Source organism: Streptomyces nanhaiensis (genome assembly GCF_046614825.1).
Lineage (GTDB): Bacteria > Actinomycetota > Actinomycetes > Streptomycetales > Streptomycetaceae > Streptomyces > Streptomyces radiopugnans.
Genome location: NZ_JBKJFM010000023.1, coordinates 1 through 15819 on the forward strand (window position 1 = coordinate 1; position 15819 = coordinate 15819).

General features: G+C 74.8%; 13 protein-coding genes and 2 tRNA genes. 5 read left to right on the plus strand and 10 right to left on the minus strand.

Annotation, left to right across the window (positions count from 1 at the left end):
• Positions 1 to 318: 318 nt before the first annotated feature.
• Together ACLIYP_RS08595 and ACLIYP_RS08600 are read left to right on the plus strand one after the other, a co-directional pair.
• A complete protein-coding gene (locus tag ACLIYP_RS08595) occupies positions 319 to 1299 on the plus strand; it encodes an acyl-ACP desaturase (RefSeq protein ID WP_412712531.1) in 981 nt (326 codons plus the stop codon).
• A gap of 276 nt (positions 1300 to 1575) precedes the next feature.
• Positions 1576 to 2514: a glycoside hydrolase family 16 protein gene (locus ACLIYP_RS08600; RefSeq protein ID WP_412712532.1), complete on the plus strand. Its 939-nt coding sequence runs from the start codon at positions 1576 to 1578 to the stop codon at positions 2512 to 2514.
• A gap of 86 nt (positions 2515 to 2600) precedes the next feature.
• On the opposite strand, the gene ACLIYP_RS08605 is transcribed toward ACLIYP_RS08600, so the two are convergent.
• The 10 genes from ACLIYP_RS08605 to ACLIYP_RS08650 form a co-directional block, all read right to left on the minus strand.
• Positions 2601 to 3296: an ester cyclase gene (locus tag ACLIYP_RS08605; RefSeq protein WP_412712533.1), complete on the minus strand. Its 696-nt coding sequence runs from the start codon at positions 3294 to 3296 to the stop codon at positions 2601 to 2603.
• 258 nt (positions 3297 to 3554) lie between these two features.
• On the minus strand, positions 3555 to 4322 hold the full coding sequence (locus tag ACLIYP_RS08610) for a hypothetical protein (RefSeq protein WP_412712534.1): 768 nt from the start codon (positions 4320 to 4322) through the stop codon (positions 3555 to 3557).
• The gene (locus ACLIYP_RS08615; protein WP_412712535.1) at positions 4319 to 5701 is read right to left on the minus strand and encodes an SDR family NAD(P)-dependent oxidoreductase; all 1383 of its coding nucleotides are present in this window, start codon (positions 5699 to 5701) and stop codon (positions 4319 to 4321) included. The genes ACLIYP_RS08610 and ACLIYP_RS08615 overlap by 4 nt, the downstream gene beginning before the upstream one ends.
• Before the next feature lie 26 nt (positions 5702 to 5727).
• Positions 5728 to 5800: transfer RNA gene (locus tag ACLIYP_RS08620), tRNA-Gly, on the minus strand.
• A gap of 12 nt (positions 5801 to 5812) precedes the next feature.
• Positions 5813 to 5885: transfer RNA gene (locus ACLIYP_RS08625), tRNA-Ala, on the minus strand.
• A gap of 105 nt (positions 5886 to 5990) precedes the next feature.
• Positions 5991 to 10409, minus strand: a complete 4419-nt coding sequence (locus ACLIYP_RS08630; RefSeq protein WP_412712536.1) for an nSTAND1 domain-containing NTPase — start codon at positions 10407 to 10409, stop codon at positions 5991 to 5993.
• Entirely contained in the window at positions 10406 to 10774 is a 369-nt protein-coding gene (locus tag ACLIYP_RS08635) for a CU044_2847 family protein (protein ID WP_412712537.1), read from the minus strand. The genes ACLIYP_RS08630 and ACLIYP_RS08635 overlap by 4 nt, the downstream gene beginning before the upstream one ends.
• Before the next feature lie 222 nt (positions 10775 to 10996).
• The gene (locus tag ACLIYP_RS08640; RefSeq protein WP_412712575.1) at positions 10997 to 11845 is read right to left on the minus strand and encodes an ABC transporter permease; all 849 of its coding nucleotides are present in this window, start codon (positions 11843 to 11845) and stop codon (positions 10997 to 10999) included.
• 5 nt (positions 11846 to 11850) lie between these two features.
• Complete coding sequence (locus tag ACLIYP_RS08645) at positions 11851 to 12672, minus strand: ABC transporter permease (protein WP_412712538.1); 822 nt, start codon at positions 12670 to 12672, stop codon at positions 11851 to 11853.
• On the minus strand, positions 12672 to 13838 hold the full coding sequence (locus tag ACLIYP_RS08650; protein WP_412712539.1) for an ABC transporter ATP-binding protein: 1167 nt from the start codon (positions 13836 to 13838) through the stop codon (positions 12672 to 12674). Before ACLIYP_RS08650 ends, ACLIYP_RS08645 begins: the two co-directional genes overlap by 1 nt.
• Positions 13839 to 14039: 201 nt before the next feature.
• Here ACLIYP_RS08650 and ACLIYP_RS08655 point away from each other — a divergent pair, with 201 nt between their 5' ends.
• The 3 genes from ACLIYP_RS08655 (at position 14040) to ACLIYP_RS08665 (ending at position 15814) form a co-directional block, all read left to right on the plus strand.
• On the plus strand, positions 14040 to 14801 hold the full coding sequence (locus tag ACLIYP_RS08655) for a DUF1206 domain-containing protein (RefSeq protein ID WP_412712540.1): 762 nt from the start codon (positions 14040 to 14042) through the stop codon (positions 14799 to 14801).
• Positions 14802 to 15022: 221 nt separating this feature from the next.
• Positions 15023 to 15355 carry a glyoxalase superfamily protein gene (locus ACLIYP_RS08660; protein ID WP_412712541.1) on the plus strand — a complete coding sequence of 111 codons (333 nt, stop codon included), beginning with the start codon at positions 15023 to 15025 and terminating at the stop codon, positions 15353 to 15355.
• A gap of 87 nt (positions 15356 to 15442) precedes the next feature.
• Complete coding sequence (locus ACLIYP_RS08665; RefSeq protein WP_412712542.1) at positions 15443 to 15814, plus strand: glycosyl hydrolase family 18 protein; 372 nt, start codon at positions 15443 to 15445, stop codon at positions 15812 to 15814.
• Positions 15815 to 15819: the final 5 nt, after the last annotated feature.

Below are 15819 nucleotides of genomic sequence, written 5' to 3' on the forward strand. Positions count from 1 at the left end.
GGGGGGGGGGCGGGGCGGGGGCGGGCGGGAGCGCGGCGCGGCTCCGGCCAACAGCGAGATGGCCGAGGCCCTGCGCCGCGCGGGCCTGCTCTGACGTCCGGACGACCCCGCGGAGGCGGGGGGGGGCGCTGTGCGCCGCCCCCGCCTCCGCCGTTTTCCGCCCCGCGGCTCCCGGGGCTCCGAGGCCTGCCCGCCCTCGGGCACGCACCGTCCCCACCTGCTCACGGAACCGATATTGCCTTTTGCGGTCCCATCAACCTACGGTTTCGTAACCTACGCTCTCGTAGGTAGTGTTTCCCCCATCCCCGTGGAGCCTTCATGACCCTCGCCACCCCGTACGCCCCCGGATCGGAGCAGTGGACGGACGCCCGTCTGCTCTACGCCCTGGAAGAGGTGGTGGAGAAGGAGCTCAACCGTCATCTGAAGATCGCCAAGGACTGGATGCCGCACGAGTACGTCCCCTGGAGCGACGGCCGCAACTTCGACGGCCCGCTCGGCGGCGACCCGTGGGAGCCGGAGCAGTCCAAGGTCACCGACATCGGCCGCATCGCCCTGGTGGTCAACCTGCTGACCGAGGACAACCTCCCCAGCTACCACCACGAGATCGCCACCCTCTTCGGCCGGGACGGCGCCTGGGGCACGTGGGTGCACCGCTGGACCGCCGAGGAGGGGCGGCACGGCATCGTGATGCGCGACTACCTGCTGACCTCCCGCGCCGTGGACCCGGTGAAGCTGGAGGAGTTCCGGATGGCGCACATGTCGGAGGGCTTCGAGTCCGACAACCGGCACTCGATGCTCCACTCCGTGGCCTACGTCGCCTTCCAGGAGCTGGCCACCCGCATCTCCCACCGCAACACCGGCCACCAGTCCGGCGATCCGGTCTGCGACCGGATGCTCGCCCGCATCGCCACCGACGAGAACCTGCACATGGTCTTCTACCGCAACCTGCTGCGGGCGGCCTTCGAACTGGCCCCGGACCAGACGATGTCGGCGGTGCGCGACGTGGTGGTGAACTTCCGGATGCCCGGCCACGGCATGCCCGGCTTCGAGCGGGCCGCCGCGCAGATGGCGATCGGCGGCATCTACAACCTGCGCATCCACCACGACGACGTGCTCCAGCCGGTGCTGCGCCATCTGAGGGTCATGGAGATCGGCGGGCTCGGCCCGGAGGGCCTGAAGGCCCAGGAGGAGCTGGGCCTGTACCTGGACGGACTGGACGGCGAGGCCCGCAAACTCGACGAGCGCCTGGCCGCCCGCCGCGCCCGTATCGAGGCCCGCAAGGCGGCCGCCGGGGCCTGAAGCCCTTCGCCGCGCCCCGCCCTCCGGCGGGCCGCGCCCGATCCCGCCGCCGCGCCCGTCCCGTGATCCGACACGGGGCGGGCACGGCGCTGTCGGCCCGCAACGGGGTGTCAGGTCCGGACCATTGACACGGGCGCCGCCGCGGCCGATCCTGAGAGCGCTCTCACAAGGTCCGTCACCGTTCCGCCCCCTGACGACCGCCCGGCAAAAACCCGGCAAAAGCCCGGCGGACCGGGCCGGACACCTTCCGTACGAGCCCCTCACGTTGGAGAGACCTTGCCCCACACATCGTCTCCGCCCCGAATCCGCCGCGGAGCCCGGCGCCTGCGATGGCTCACGGCCGCCGCGGCGACCGCCATCTCCGGTGTCCTCTTCGCCAACTCGGCCGCGGCGGCCCCCGTCACGGAGCACTGGACCGGCGACTCCCCCTACTTCTCCCGGACATCGGCTCCCGGCGGCACCGTCGGCGTCGTGTCGATGAACGGCCCCGACGACGGCCGCGCGCTCCGGCTCAGGCTCGGCGCCCGCCCCGGCGCCGGCCCGGGCAACGGCGTGGAGATCAGCAGCAACGAGGCCACCTACCGCTACGGCACCTACGGCACCCGCATCAGGACGGCGGACTGCACAGGCCAGGGCCGCCTCGGTGTCGTCACCGGAACCTTCACCTACTCAACCGACCACTCCGACGGCAACGGCAACGGCCTGCCGGACAACGACGAGATCGACATCGAGGTCCTCTGCGCCCAGCCCCACGTCGTCTGGCTGACCATCTGGACCGACTACGACGGGTCGGTGGCGCCGGGGCAGCCGGTCCCCGTGCGCAAGATCTCCCGCGCGATCGACATGCGCACCGGGAAGGTCGTGCACAACTGCTACATGGTGCGCCTCGGCGGGGACTGCCAACCCGAACTGCCGGGCGAGAACAGCCCCGCGAGCGTCACGCCCGTGCCCGGCTTCGACTCCTCCACCCAGTTCCACACCTTCATGTTCGACTGGCAGCCGGACTCGGTGACCTTCTGGAGCCACGACGACAGCGGACGCAGGAACGTGCTGTGGGACTACCGCGGCCCCGCCTCCCGCATCCCGGACAAGCCGTCGGCCTTCATGCAGAACGTCTGGCACACCGACCAGTGGGACCCGCTGGACGGACCGGCCCGCGAACAGCCCCGGGCCGCGGTCTCCGCCTACGTCGACTCCACCACGCTCCCCCGCTGATCCCGGCGGCCCGGCGGCGCGCGGGCAGGAGGGCCGGGCCCTCCCCGCGCGCCGTCTTCGTCGCCTTCCCCGCGCACCGGTACAGGTCAGATCCCCACGGCGCCGATCTGCCGCAGCGCCCCCAGGTCGTCCCAGTTCCACCAGCTCTCCGCGATCTTCCCGTCCTCGAAGCGGAAGGTGGCGTGGCCGGTGGTCGAGATCTCCTTGCCGGTGGGTTCCAGCCCCTGGTAGGCGCCCGAGTGGCGGCCGGTGTAGGACAGCCGCGCGCACACCTTGTCGCCCTCGGCGACCAGGTCCTCGACGGCCACCATCGGCTCGAACGCCTCGAAGGCCTGCGCGTTCTCCTCCTTGGCCCGTGCGAGCCCGAGGTCGTAGGAGGTCAGCGCGGGGTCGTGGTGCGTGTAACCGTCGGTGCACAGCCCGTCGGCCGCGTCGAGGTTCCGCCCGTTGATCACCTCCTCGACGAAGGTGCGGACCACACCGGTGTTGAGCTGCTCGTCCCGGGAGACCTCCAGGTCCGTGAACGTCGGTCCCTCGTCGCAGGCCGCAGTCAGCCTCTGGAAGATCCGGTCGGTCTCGGGCAGATGGGAGTTGCGCATCGCCTCCTCGTAGGAGGGGAACTCCACGATCTCCACCACGTGGGCGGGGTCGGAGCGGTCGCGCGCGACGACCGAGTGGGTGGCCGTCCGCTTGCCCTGGGTCGCCCGGACCCAGTCGTCCATCAGCCGGTCCAGTTCGTCGGCCTGATGGGTCCTGCAGTCGATGACCTGGATGAACGTCATGGTGTCGCCTCCCACCGCTAGGAAAGTCGAGGCATTTCCAGGCTATAGCCGTTATGCGGCCTATGTCCCGTCCGCTGGGCGCGCTCCTCCCCCGGGGTCGGCCTCGGCCCGGACGGTCTTCCCGCGGTACGGCCGGCCACGCCCCACCGGGAGGCCAAAGCCTCCATCAGCGCAGGCCCACGCTCGGAATCCGCCTCCGGGCCCGCCCGGGGGTCGGGGCGCCGGCCGGCGTGGGCTCGGAGCCCGGGCCGGCCGGTGTCAGGGAGCGGGCGGCGGCTGCCGGTGGAGGCTGCGGATGGCGGCGACGTCGGCCGGCACGGCCGGCACGGGCGGCAGTGGCGGAGGACGGGCGCTGAACGCGTCGAGGCGGCGGCGCACACTGGTGGCGATGCCCTTGCCCAGCAGGTAGCGGGTGGGGGCGGCGGCGCGCGGGGCCGCGTCCAGGAGGCGGTGGGCCTCACGGCTGCGCATGCCGGTGTGGGACAGGACCAGGTGCGTCATCCGGTGCGGTCGCTCGGCCGGCACCGCCCCGATCGCGGCGGCGGCCTCCTCGTCCACGTGGTTGTCACGGGCTCCGAGCGCTCCGGCCGCCCTGACCCGGCCCAGGTCGCACACCTCGACCCCCGCCGCCGCGGCCGCGCCCACCAGGGTCGCGACCGCTCCCGGGCCGATGCCGTTGCTTGCGACGGACAGGCGCCGCAGCCGCCCGTACGGCGCGGTGGCCAGCGCCGCGGCGAGCGTCCGCGCTCCCTCGTCGCCGAGCCCGTCGGTGCCCAGCAGCAGGTGCCGTACGGGGCCGGGGCGCAGCGCCTCGGCGACGGCCGCCGCGCCTTCCGGGCCCAGCGCCTGCTTGCACAGGTCGAGCCGCCCGTCGGGCACCGCCGTACCGGCGGTGAAGTCCATTCGCCCGTGCGGGACCTGCCCGGTGCGCAGCCAGGCCAGCAGGGGTGCCAGGTCGGCGGCCGGGCGGGGCGCGACGGGCGCGACCCCGGTGAAGCCCGCCGGTCCTGCGGTGTGTCCCGTCACCACTCGGCCTCCCGGTAGTCCTTGAGGAAGACCCCGGAGACCGGTGATCCGGCCTCGCCGCGCACGATGGGGTCGTACACGCGGGCCGCGCCGTCGACGACGTCGAGCGGCGTGCGGAAGCCCTGCCCGGCGAGCCGGGCCTTCTTCGGCGCCGGGTTCTCGTCGGTGATCCAGCCGGTGTCCACCGCGCACATGTGCACGCCGCGGGCGGCGAGTTCGGGGCCGCTGGTGCGGGTGAGCATGTTGAGGGCGGCCTTGGCCATGTTGGTGTGCGGATGGCGCGCGGTCTTGTTCCGCACGGCGAACCGGCCCTCCACCGCGGTGACGTTGACGACGTAGCGACGCGGGTGCGGGGAGGCCAGCAGCAGCGGCAGCAGGCGGTCGCACAGCAGTGCGGGGGCGAGGGCGTTGACGAGTTGGGTCTCCAGCACCTCCACCGGATCGAGTTCGCCCAGCAGCGCGGACCAGGAGTTGCGCGGGGCGGTGTCCGGCAGCAGCCCGGCCTCGTCCGTCCCGGGAAGGACGCCGGGCCCGGGCAGCGCGTCGGCGAGCGCGGCCGGTGGCAGGGCTGCGCCGGGCATCGGGCGGTAGCCGGGCGCGTACAGGGCCTTGCCGGAGGGCAGTTCGCGTTCCCCGGCCGCGAGCGGGGCGTACGCCTCGGGCGGGCGGCGCACCGTCTGGGCCGCGTTGTTGACCAGGATGTCCAGCGGCCGGCCGTCGGCGCGCAACCGCTCGCACAGGCCGACGACCTGGCGCGGGTCCCGCAGGTCGATGCCGACGACCGTGAGCCTCTCCAGCCACTGCCCGCTGCCGGGCGCGGCCTGGAAGCGGCGCAGCGCGTCCGCGGGGAAGCGGCTGGTGACCATCAGCTCGGCGCCGTCGCGCAGCATCATCAGGGCGAGCTGGAAGCCGATCTTGACCCGGCCGCCGGTGAGCAGGGCACGGCGGCCGGCGAGGTCGGTACGCACCTGTCTGCGGGCGGAGTTGTCGGCGGCGCAGTCGGGGCACAGACGGTGGTAGAAGGCGTCGGCGCGGCGGTAGGGACGCTTGCAGACGTAGCAGTGGCGGGGGCGTGCGAAGACGCCGAGTGCCCGGTCCTGCCCGGACGTGTCCGGTGACGCGTCCAGTGGCACGTCCTCGCGCCGGGTGTCGGATCCGGTGGCGGTGGACGCGGTGACGGCCGCGTCGGCGGCGGCCCGGTGCTCTTCCCGCGCCTTCCTGCGACGCAGCCGGCCGTCGCGGGCGAAGGAGGCCGCGACCTGTTCGGCTCGCAGCCGCACCGGATCGTCGGCGGGCAGGGCGCGCAGGCGCGCCACCGTGCGGTCGAACGCGGCGAGTTCGTCCCCGGTGACCCCGCCCGCCGTCTCGGCCCCGCCCATGTCCTCCCCCGTGCTCGGTGCCCCGGTGGCCCCGGCCGGATTCGAACCGGCGTCCTCCCGCATGGCATGCGGGCGCGTCCGCCGCTGCGCTACGGGACCTCCGCCGGCCTGCCCGGACGGCCGGATTCGAACCGGCGTCCTCCCGCACGCCATGCGGACGCGACTGCCTCTGCGCTACGTCCGGGCATTGCCGGGGATGCTACCGCCTCCGGCGCGGCCCGTTCGACGCGTTTTCGCACGCGGTCGGCCGCGGTGCGGTCCGGCGGCCGGGCCGAGGGGTGGCGGGGGATCAGTCGCAGGTCCTGCGGTACTCCGTGCCGCCCGCGTACGTCTCCCACTCGGCCCGGCCGAGACCGGCCCCGCCGAGCCGTTCGCACGCGGTGGACAGCGGGTCTGCGCGGACCTCCAGGGCCCCGGACAGGTCCCACAGGTCGAGCTGCGTGACCGTCTGGGAGGCGAGGGTGCGGCCGTCGGGGAGGAACGCCAGCGACACCGGGAAGGGGGTGTCGCCGTACAGTGCGGATCCGATCCGGCGCGGGCGGCTGCGGTCCCTGATGTCCCACAGCAGCACCGCGTCGTCCCCGATGGAGCTGGAGGCGAGCAGGGAGCCGTCCGGCGAGAGCGCGACCGCGGCCACCGCGCCGTTGTGGCCCACGCCGGTGCGTGCCAGCCTGCGCGGCCGCCCGGGGTCGGAGACGTCCCACAGCGACAGGGCTGCCGAACTGTGCCCGACCGCGAGCAGCCCGCCGTCGGCGGACACGGCGGCCGACGAGCGGCCGGCGCCGATCTGGCCGGTGCTCACCTCGCCGATCCGCGAAAGGCGCCCGCCTGCCTCCGGGATCCTCCACAAGAGCGCCCTGCCGTCCGTGCCGGCGGTGATCAGCCTGCGGCCGGTCGCGTCGAAGGCGACCATGCGCACCGCGCCCCCATGGGCCGACTCGGCCTCCCGGGCGGTCCCGTCCGGGTCCGAGGCGTCCCGGAGGAGGATCCTCCCCCTGTCGTCACCGGTCGCCAGCAGCGAGCCGTCCCGTGACCACGCGAAGGCGGTCGGGGTACCCCGGTGGCCCTTCAGCGGGCTGCCCGCGGGGCGGAACGAGCCGCCCTCGGCCCTCCACAGGGCCACGCCCCTGCCGTCCGGGCCTCCTGCGGTCGCCAGGCGGCGCCCGTCGGGCGAGAGGGCGGAGGCGTACGGCGGGTTGGAGCCCCACGGCCCCGAACCGGGCTGCGAGTAGTCGACCGGCGGGAGTCCCCGGGGGCGCTTCGGCCGCCTGACGTCCCAAAGGAGCACCCGCCCGTCCGGGGCGCTGCTGGCCAGCAGGCCGCCGCCGAGGGTGAGCGTCCCGTCGGTCGATCCCGAGGCGTGTCCGGGCAGGGGGGCACGGAGGCGGCGCGGCCGGTCCCGGTCCCCGGTGTCCCACAGCAGCACCCTGCCGTCGGTGCCTCCCGTGGCCAGCAGGCGGCGGCCGGTGGCTGCCGACAGCGAGGTCACCGGCGCGCCGTGGACGAGCGGCATGTCGGTGCGCCGGGGCATCGACGGGGACAGACTCACCAGTTGCACGGTCCCGTCGTGGCCGGCACAGGCAAGCACGCGGGGGTCGCCGGTGAAGCTCACCCTGTCCACCGGCATGAACAGGCCGACGTTCAAGGAGGAATGAAGCCGCCTGGGGTCGCGGGGGTCCTCCACGTCCCACACCTCCACCTCCGAGGCCAGGGTGCCGAGCGCAAGCGTCCGGCCGTCGGGCGACAGGGCGGCCGAGATGACGGACGAACCGGCGCTCTCCCGGGTCAGGGGGAGCGGGGACCCGGACTTGACGGGTTCGGGGCCGTCGGCGTCCCAGAGCTGGACCGAATCGCGGCCGTCGCTGGTCACCAGCAGGCTCCCGTCGGGCGACAGGGCGAGCCGCGTGTTCTCCCGGTCGTGGGAGGGGTCGCCGCCGTGCGGGATCTTGGCCCTGACGGTGACTTCCCGGGGAACCCGTCCGGCGTCCGCCGCGCCCATGTCCAGCAGGTAGGTGTTGTGGTAGTTGGCGACGGCGACGCGGCGCCCGTCCCCGGTCCACACGGCCGAGGTGAGGGGCGCGCCGAAACCGGGCACCTGCCCGATCTGTTCGGGACGGCTCCGGTCACCGGTCTTCCACAGGCCCAGTTCCTTGTCGTCCCCGGTGATCAGGACCTTGCCGTCGGGCCGCCAGGCCAGCGCGGTGACCCCGGAGCCTTCGGAGGAGACCTCGGCCGTCCCGGCCGGCTCCGGCCGCTCCGGCTCCGAGACGTCCCAGAAGCGCAGCAGCCCGTCGTTCGTTCCCGCCGCCAGCATGCGCCCGTCGGGTGAGAGGGCGACCGCGGTCAGTTCGGCGCCGAGGCCGTCCACGGTGGCTGTGTGGCGGGAGGTGGTGAGCGTCTCCAGCAGGCTCGCCCGGGTGGCCGGGGCGTCCGGATCGAGCCGGTGGGCGGCCACCCCCAGTTGCAGGGCGAGCCGCGGGTCGCTGTCCCGCAGCGCCTCGGCCCTGGTCATCATGGCGCGGGCGGCCGACTCCCGCGCGTGGCGCAGCGCCTCGCCGCGCTGCCACAGCGCGACCCCCGCCGTCGTCACCGCCACCACCAGGAGGAAGGCCAGCGCGGTGACCGCGGTGTTCCTCAACCGCCTCAGGCGCCCCTGCCGACGGGCGCTGGCCGACAGGAACTCCCGTGTCGCTCCGGGCAGTCCGCGCCGCGTGGACCAGGTCAGGCCCTCGGTGAGGTCGGTGCCGTCGAGCAGGTCGCCGGGGTGGCCGCTGGCGGTGTGGCGCGCCTGCCGCTCCTCGGCCCGGTGGAGCCAGGCGTGGAAGTCGCGGTCCTCGGCGACCCAGTCGCGCAGTTCGGCCCAGTCGCGGACGAGGGCGTCGTGGACGAGTTCGGCCGTCGCCCGGCCGGGGGTGCCGTCGGGCCGGGGCGTGGTGCGGGTGGTGACGATGCGGTGGCGGGTCAGGGCGGCCAGCACCGCGTCGAAGGCCTGATCGGCCTCCTGCCCGTCCGGTGGTGCCGCCAGGGGACCGGTGGCCAGGGCGCGCAGGTCGGCCAGGGGGACGTGCCGCCGCGTGGCGGGGACGGCGTGGGTGTCGTCGGCGGGCCTCACCAGCGCGGTCAGGACGCGCCGCGCCATGGGCCGGTGCTCGGCGGGCAGGCGGCCCATGGCCGTGTCGCACCAGGTGGCCAGGCTGCCGTCGACCTCGCCGATGCGGTCGTACGCCCGGTGGGTGAGCCGCCCGTCCTCGCGGCGCTCCCACAACTGGCTCAGCGCCAGCTCCAGCGGGGGCAGCAGGGTGACCGGCGCCTGTCCGGCCGCGGACGGGCCGGCGGCCAGGACGTCGGTGACGATCCGCTCCGGCAGTCCGTCCTCCAGCCGGAGGCCCACCGCCTCGGCGGGGGCGGTGACGATGGCCCGCAGGTCCGCCGCGCTCAGGGTGGCGGGGACGTTCAGCAGTCCCGGCGTCAGGGCCTTCAGCAGCTCCGGGGCGCGGGCGGCCAGGCGCGGGTAGAAGTCGTCCCGCATCACCAGGACCAGGCTCACGGGAACCGGTGATCCGATCAGCTCGACGAGCTGCCGTTCGGCGGCGGCCAGGCGTTCGTCCCCGTCACCCTCCCTGTCCCCGCCCCCGTCTCCGTCACGGGCGGCGTCGCGCGTGGGCTGGGCGAGGAGCTCCTCGAACTGGTCGACGACCAGCAGCAGGCGGCGCCCGGCCGGTTCACCGGCCAGTCTGCGTTCCGCGGCGGACAGAAAGCCCTCGCTCGCGGCTCCGGGCAGTCCGGCCTGCTCCAGCTCGGCCGGGAGGTCCTGCCCCGGGCGGGCGAGCACCGGCAGCCAGCGGTCGCTGCCGGGCAGCCTGCCCTCGGCCAGGGCCGGCAGGACGCCGGCCTGGAGGAGCGAGGACTTGCCCGCGCCCGAGGGTCCCAGCAGCAGCACCGCCCGCCGCTGCCCGCCGAGCTCGGCCAGCACCTCCTCCACGGCTGCGTCCCGGCCGTGGAACCACCCGGCGTGCTCGGCGGTGAAGGGTTCCAGCCCCCGGTAGGGGCACACCTGGTGCTCGCTCAGCTCCGGTAACACTTCGCGCAGTTGCCGCGCCGGCGTGGCGTAGGCGATGCCCACGCCCCTGGAGTGCCGGTCCGGTCCGGTGATCGCGGTGACCATGCCGATCACCAGGCCGGTCGTCTCGTCCAGGACCGGCCCGCCGCTGAAACCGGTCGTCAGGTCGTTGGCGTCGGCCAGTTGCAGCAGTGTGCCCGCCTCACCGGCCGGCAGCAGGTCGCCGGCCGTGCCGTAGCCGAAGTGGCCTCCCTCCGGCGCCTGTACGGGGAACCCGAAGGAGGAGACGCGGTGGCCCCGGCCGTCCTCCGCGGATCCCAGGGCCACCGGTTCGGCGCCCGCCGGGGTGCTCTCCAGCCGCAGGACGGCGATGTCCTGGGCCTCCGGCGCCCGCCAGCCGCCGGGCAGGACGTGCCCCTCCGGCCGCGGTGCGCCCGGCAGGTGGGGGAAGGCCAGCCGCACCCGCCCGCCCGGCTCGCCCCCGGCGGCGCGCACCACGTGCGCGCAGGTGACGACGGTGTCCGCGGCGACCAGGAACCCCGTCCCGGCCGTGGCACCGCCGTCCGCGGTGATCCGTACGACCGAGGCCGGGAGCGCTCGGCGGCGCCCGCCTCCGGCGCCGGCGGGCGCGGGGTCCGCGAGGGTCACTCGGTTCCCCCGTCCCGTCCGGTGGACCCCTCGCCGCGCTCACCGCCGTTCCACAGCACCCGTACCTTCAGGTGGACCGAGGAACCGCCCTTGGTGATGACGGCTCCGGCCTGGGCCGACAGGTCCACCCCGAACTCGACCTCGACCTCGTCGGGACCGGCCTGCCGCAGTTGGTCCAGCACCGCCCTGGCGGTGTCCGCGACCGGGGCCAGCGTCTGCTGCAGCGTGCGGGGCATCTCGCGGACCGTGTCGGCGATCCGTCCGGCCTTCACCGGCCCGCCGGCTCCGGCCGCGCCCGGTTCCGGCGGCGCCTCGAACAGGACCGTGCCCCCGTTCTCCAGCGGAATCCGCGCAAGGTCTCGCATCGTTTCCCCTCCCCGTTCCGGCCCGCGGCCAGGCCTGCGCGCCTGACCGGACAGCCGGAAAGGCTAGCCGGTGGTGCCCCGCCAGGAGGCGGAACGCACTGTTCGCACCGGCGGGCGCCGCGCCGGGAGGGCCGCGCCGGCCCGCAGCGCCTCCCGTGACCGGGTTCGGGGGACGGCTCCCGGGAAGGGGTTCCGAGGACGGCGGGCGCTCCGGGCGGGTGGTCAGCCGTTGACGCCGGTGTAGTGCCGCAGGCTCCGGTTCCACAGCAGGCGCGCGGCGACGAAGAGCGCAAGGCCCACCGCCGGGGAGGCCGCCGCCAGCCAGAACGGGACGCCCAGCGCCGCGCCGTTCCCGGTCAGCGCACCGGCCGGCAGATAGGCGACGAACGCCAGCGGCAGCACGAAGGTGAAGACCCCGCTCACCGCCTTCGGCAGGATCGACAGCGGATAGCTGCCGAAGGTCGCCATCAGCTCGTCCACCCAGGTGCTCCAGTAGAAGGCGGACGGGAAACGCAGCGCGGCGCAGGAGACGGCGGTGAAGACGGCCGCCTCCACCAGCATGCCGCCCGCCACCCCGGCCGCCAGGAAGAGCGCCCGTCCGGCCGTCCAGGGCTCGGCGGCCTGCTGGACGGCGAAGGCGAACATGGTGGCGCCCACCGCCAGGTCCCCCAGGCCGTGGGTGGGGAAGACGCTGAGCTGGATCTGCCGGTAGACGGGCATCGGGCGCAGCAGGCAGGCGTCGAGCCGGCCCTCCTGCACCAGGAACGACAGGCTGTGGACCCGGCCGAAGATCAGCACGTACAGGGCGTGGGCCAGCATCCGCATGCCGACGATCAGCAGTACGTCCGCGCTGCTCCAGCCGCCCATGCCGGGAAAGCGCTGGAGCAGCACGGTGGCGAAGACGATGACGGACGACTGCCAGGCGACCCCCATCCCGACGGACATCAGGAACTCGGCGCGGTACTCGAGCTGCGCGCGGAAGTTGAGCCGGGTGATCCGCCAGGCGACGCGCCAGGCGCGGGCCCACCGCCGCAGCCGTCCGGCGGCGGCGGGGTCGACGGCGAGGGACACGGCGGTCACCCTCCCTGGGAGACGACGCGAAGGGCGGCGCGGTGCCACAGCCACCGGGTGAGCACGGCCAGCCCGACCGCCCACACCGCCTGCACCAGCAGCGCGTGCGGGGCCTCGGAGGGCGGGATGCGGCCGATGTAGAGGGACAGCGGGGTGCTGAGCGTGGCCTGGAAGGGCAGGAAGTCGCTCATCGTGCGGAACCAGCCGGGGAAGAACCACAGCGGCGCGAAGGCGCCGGAGAGCAGGTTCTGCGCGAACTGCACGATCCGCAGGGCCGCGCCGTCGCGCAGCGTCCAGAAGCACAGCAGGTCGACCAGGAGCATCACCCGGTACAGGACCAGCTGCCCCAGCACCACACCGGCCAGGAACGCGGCGCCCGCCTCGGCGGAGGCGGGCGGGGGCAGCACTCCGGCCGAACGGCACAGCAGGTAGCCGGCCGCCACCCAGGCGAAGCCGTAGAGCTGGTCGCCCAGGGCGCGCAGCGCGTGGTAGCGGCGCGGCGCCACCGGGCGCAGGAACCAGTGGACGATGGTGCCGTGGTGCAGATGCTGCTGGACGGTGTCGCGTCCCGAGTGCCGGTCCAGTTCCCGGATGCGCAGGACCAGTACGGCCAGGACGGCGTAGGCGACGGCCTGCTCGCGGTCGAGCCCGGCGACGGCGCCGTCGGTCTGCGCGTACAGGCCCCGCCACAGGAAGACCACCAGGAAGACCTGCACGGTCAGGCGCAGGGCGGTGGCGGTGAGCCGGGGCGGGGAGAGCAGCTCGCCCCGCGGGGTGATCCAGGCCGTCCGCCAGGGCCGGTGCGGCGCCCGGGCCGGTGCCGCCATCAGGCGCTCCGCCCGGCGGCGGGCGCCGCGCCGTCCCCGGCCGCACCGTCCGCCACCGCGCCGTCCCCGGCCGCGCCGTCCGCCACCGCGCCGTCCCCGGCCGCGTCCCGCACCGGACGTTCCTCCCGCCGCAGGTAGGCGGCGCGCATCACGTCCTCCAGGTCGTTCTCCTCCAGCGCCAGGTCGGTCACCCGGTAGCGCTCGACGATCGCCCGCAGCGCCCGGTGGACGGTGGGCGGGGCGGCACCGCCGGAGCCGCCGGAGCCGTCGGAGCCGTCCGGACCGAACACCACACGCGGCCCCTCCCGGCGCACCACCCGGATCCCGGGCGGCGGCGCGTCCTCCAGCTCGGCCGGGTCCAGCGTCGCGTGCACCTGCCAGGTGCCGCCGAACCGTCCGCGGATCTCCTCCAGTGAGCCGTCCAGCACGATCCGGCCGTGGTTGATCAGCACCACCCGCTCCGCCAGCCGGGCCACCTCGGTCATGTCGTGGGTGGTCAGCAGCACGGTGCGGCCGCGCCGCTCCACCTGGTGCCGCAGGAAGCCGCGGACCTGTTCCTTGACCACCACGTCCATGCCGATGGTGGGCTCGTCCAGGAAGACGACCGGCGGGTCGTGGAGCAGCGCCGCGGCCAGGTCGCACCGCACCCGCTGGCCGAGCGAGAGGTGGCGCACACGGGTGTCCCAGAACTCCGACAGTTCCAGCAGGGAGTCGAACTCGGCCAGCCGGGCGCGGTGTTCGGCCTGCGGCACCCCGTAGACGTCGCGCAGGACGGCGAACGACTCGCGGGCCGGCAGGTCCCACCACAGCTGGGTGCGCTGGCCGAAGACGGCCCCGATGTTGCGGGCGTTGCGCTCCCGCTCCCGGTAGGGCACCACCCCGGCGACCCGGGCCTCACCGGAAGTGGGGGTGAGGATGCCGGTGAGCATCTTGATGGTGGTGGACTTGCCCGCGCCGTTCGGCCCGAGCAGGGCGAGCAGCCGGCCGCGCTCCACGCTGAAGGAGACGTCCCGCACGGCCGTCTTCTCCACCCGCAGCGGGTCGACCAGCGATCTCAGCGCGCCGGCGAGACCGGGCCGCCGTACCGCGGTGCGGAAGGTCCTGGTGAGGTTCCGGGCGACGATCCCCTCCGCCGCCGTGTCCGGTCCGGCTGCCAACGTTGCCAAAACGCGTCTCCGTCCGTCGGTCCCCGACGAGGCTGCCGGACCCCGCGGAGCGTCGGCAAACGATTTCCCGGGCCCCCGTCCGCGGGCGTCGGCGCGCCCGCCCGGGGCAGACGGGGCGGTATGAGGACATCGACGAGGACATCCGCACCGGCACCGGCGTCGATACGCGGGGGCGCCAGACGGGCGGCGAACAGCTCCGCCATGACGACGGCCGCCCGCTGGGGGCTGGTCGCGTACGGCGTGATCTACCTGCTGATCGGTCTGCTGGCCCTGCGGATCGCCTTCGGCGACCGGGAGGGCCAGGCCGACAGCGGCGGCGCGCTGCGGGAGCTGGCCCAGCAGCCGTTCGGACGGGTACTGGTGTGGGCGGTCGGCATCGGGCTGGCCGGGCTGGCCCTGTGGCGGCTGTCGGAGGCCCTGCTGGGCGCGGCGCGCCCGGACGGGCACACGGCGAAGGAGCGGCTGCGCTCGGCCGCGCGGTGCGCGGTGCTCGCCGTGCTGTCGGCCTCCGCGATCGCCTTCGCCGCGGGGGGCGCGGACGGCGGGTCCAGCGACCGGCAGTCCCAGGACCTCACCTCGCAGGTGCTCGGCCTGCCCGCCGGGCGCTGGCTGGTCGGCGCACTCGGCCTGGCGATCGTCGCGATCGGCGTGTGGAGCGCGGTGCGGGCGCTGCGGCACGAGTTCCGCCGGGAGCTGGGCCCGGTGCCCGCGCGCCTGCGCCGAGCCGTGGACTTCCTGGGCGTGGCGGGCGGCCTCGCGCGCGGGCTGGTGTTCGCGGTGGCGGGCGGCTTCGCCGTCCTGGCGGCCGTGCGGTACGACCCGGACCGGGCGAAGGGCCTGGACGACTCCCTGCGCGCCCTCGCCGCCACCCCGGCCGGCCCGTGGCTGCTGGCGGCGGTCGCCGTGGGGCTGGCGCTGTACGGGCTGTTCATGTTCGCGATGGCCCGCTGGCACAAGGGGTAGGAGGCGGGCGCCGCCTTGCCGGCGGGCCGCTGCACTCCTCCGGGGGACATGCGTACGGGCCGTTGCGGTGGCTCGGATGGTGATCCGACCGGTGTTCCGCCGGGTGGAGCCTCTTTCTCCCGATCATGGTCCGGCCACCGAACCGGATCCCGGGGAGTCCCCTCAGAACCTGGTGCCGCATCAGGCGGCTTTCACCCCGGGCGGTCTGCGACGATGGCGCCATGGACGAGGAAGTCATTCCCATCCTCCGCGTCGAGGACGCTGCCGCAGCGGTCGCCTGGTACGAGCGGCTGGGCTTCGCCAAGCAGTGGGAACACCGCTTCGAGCCGGGACTTCCGGCGTTCGTCGAGGTCGCCCGGGGCGGGGTGCGGTTGTTCCTGTCGGAGCACGACGGTGATGCCCGTCCCGGCACGTTGGTCTACCTCCGCGTTCGGGACGTCGAGGCCGTCGCTTCCGAGTTCGGTGCGCAGGTGCAGGACGCCCCGTGGGCGCGTGAGATCGAGCTGCGCGACCCCGACGGCAACCGGCTTCGGATCGGCACACCGGCGGAATGACACTCGCCGGCAGCACGCGGCGGTGAAACCGTCACGCCGCCGGTCGACGGCTGCGAGCCGTGGTCGGCAGGGCGAACGCTGCCTGACGTGGCACAGGACGTGCCCGCGCGGAAGGTGGTGCTGGGCGTCCCGTTCTACGGCTACGGCTGGAAGGACGTGCCGCCGCACGGCCACGGGCCGCCCCGGCCGGCCGGGGCGGCGCTGGAGGGCCGGCCCTACCGGTTCGTCGCCGGGCAGCCGGGCCGGGTCTTCCGCGACCGGGCCGCCGGGGCGGTGTGGAAGTACGACGCGAGCAGCCGGACGTTCTGGACCTTCGACGACGCCTCGACGGTGCGGGCCAAGGCCGCCTTCGTCCGCGAACAGGGCCTGGGGGGCGTGATGGTGTGGTCGCTGGACGGCGACGACGCACGCGGAACCCTGCTGTCCGCCCTCGACGCGGGCCTGCGGGAGGGGAGTTGACGGGC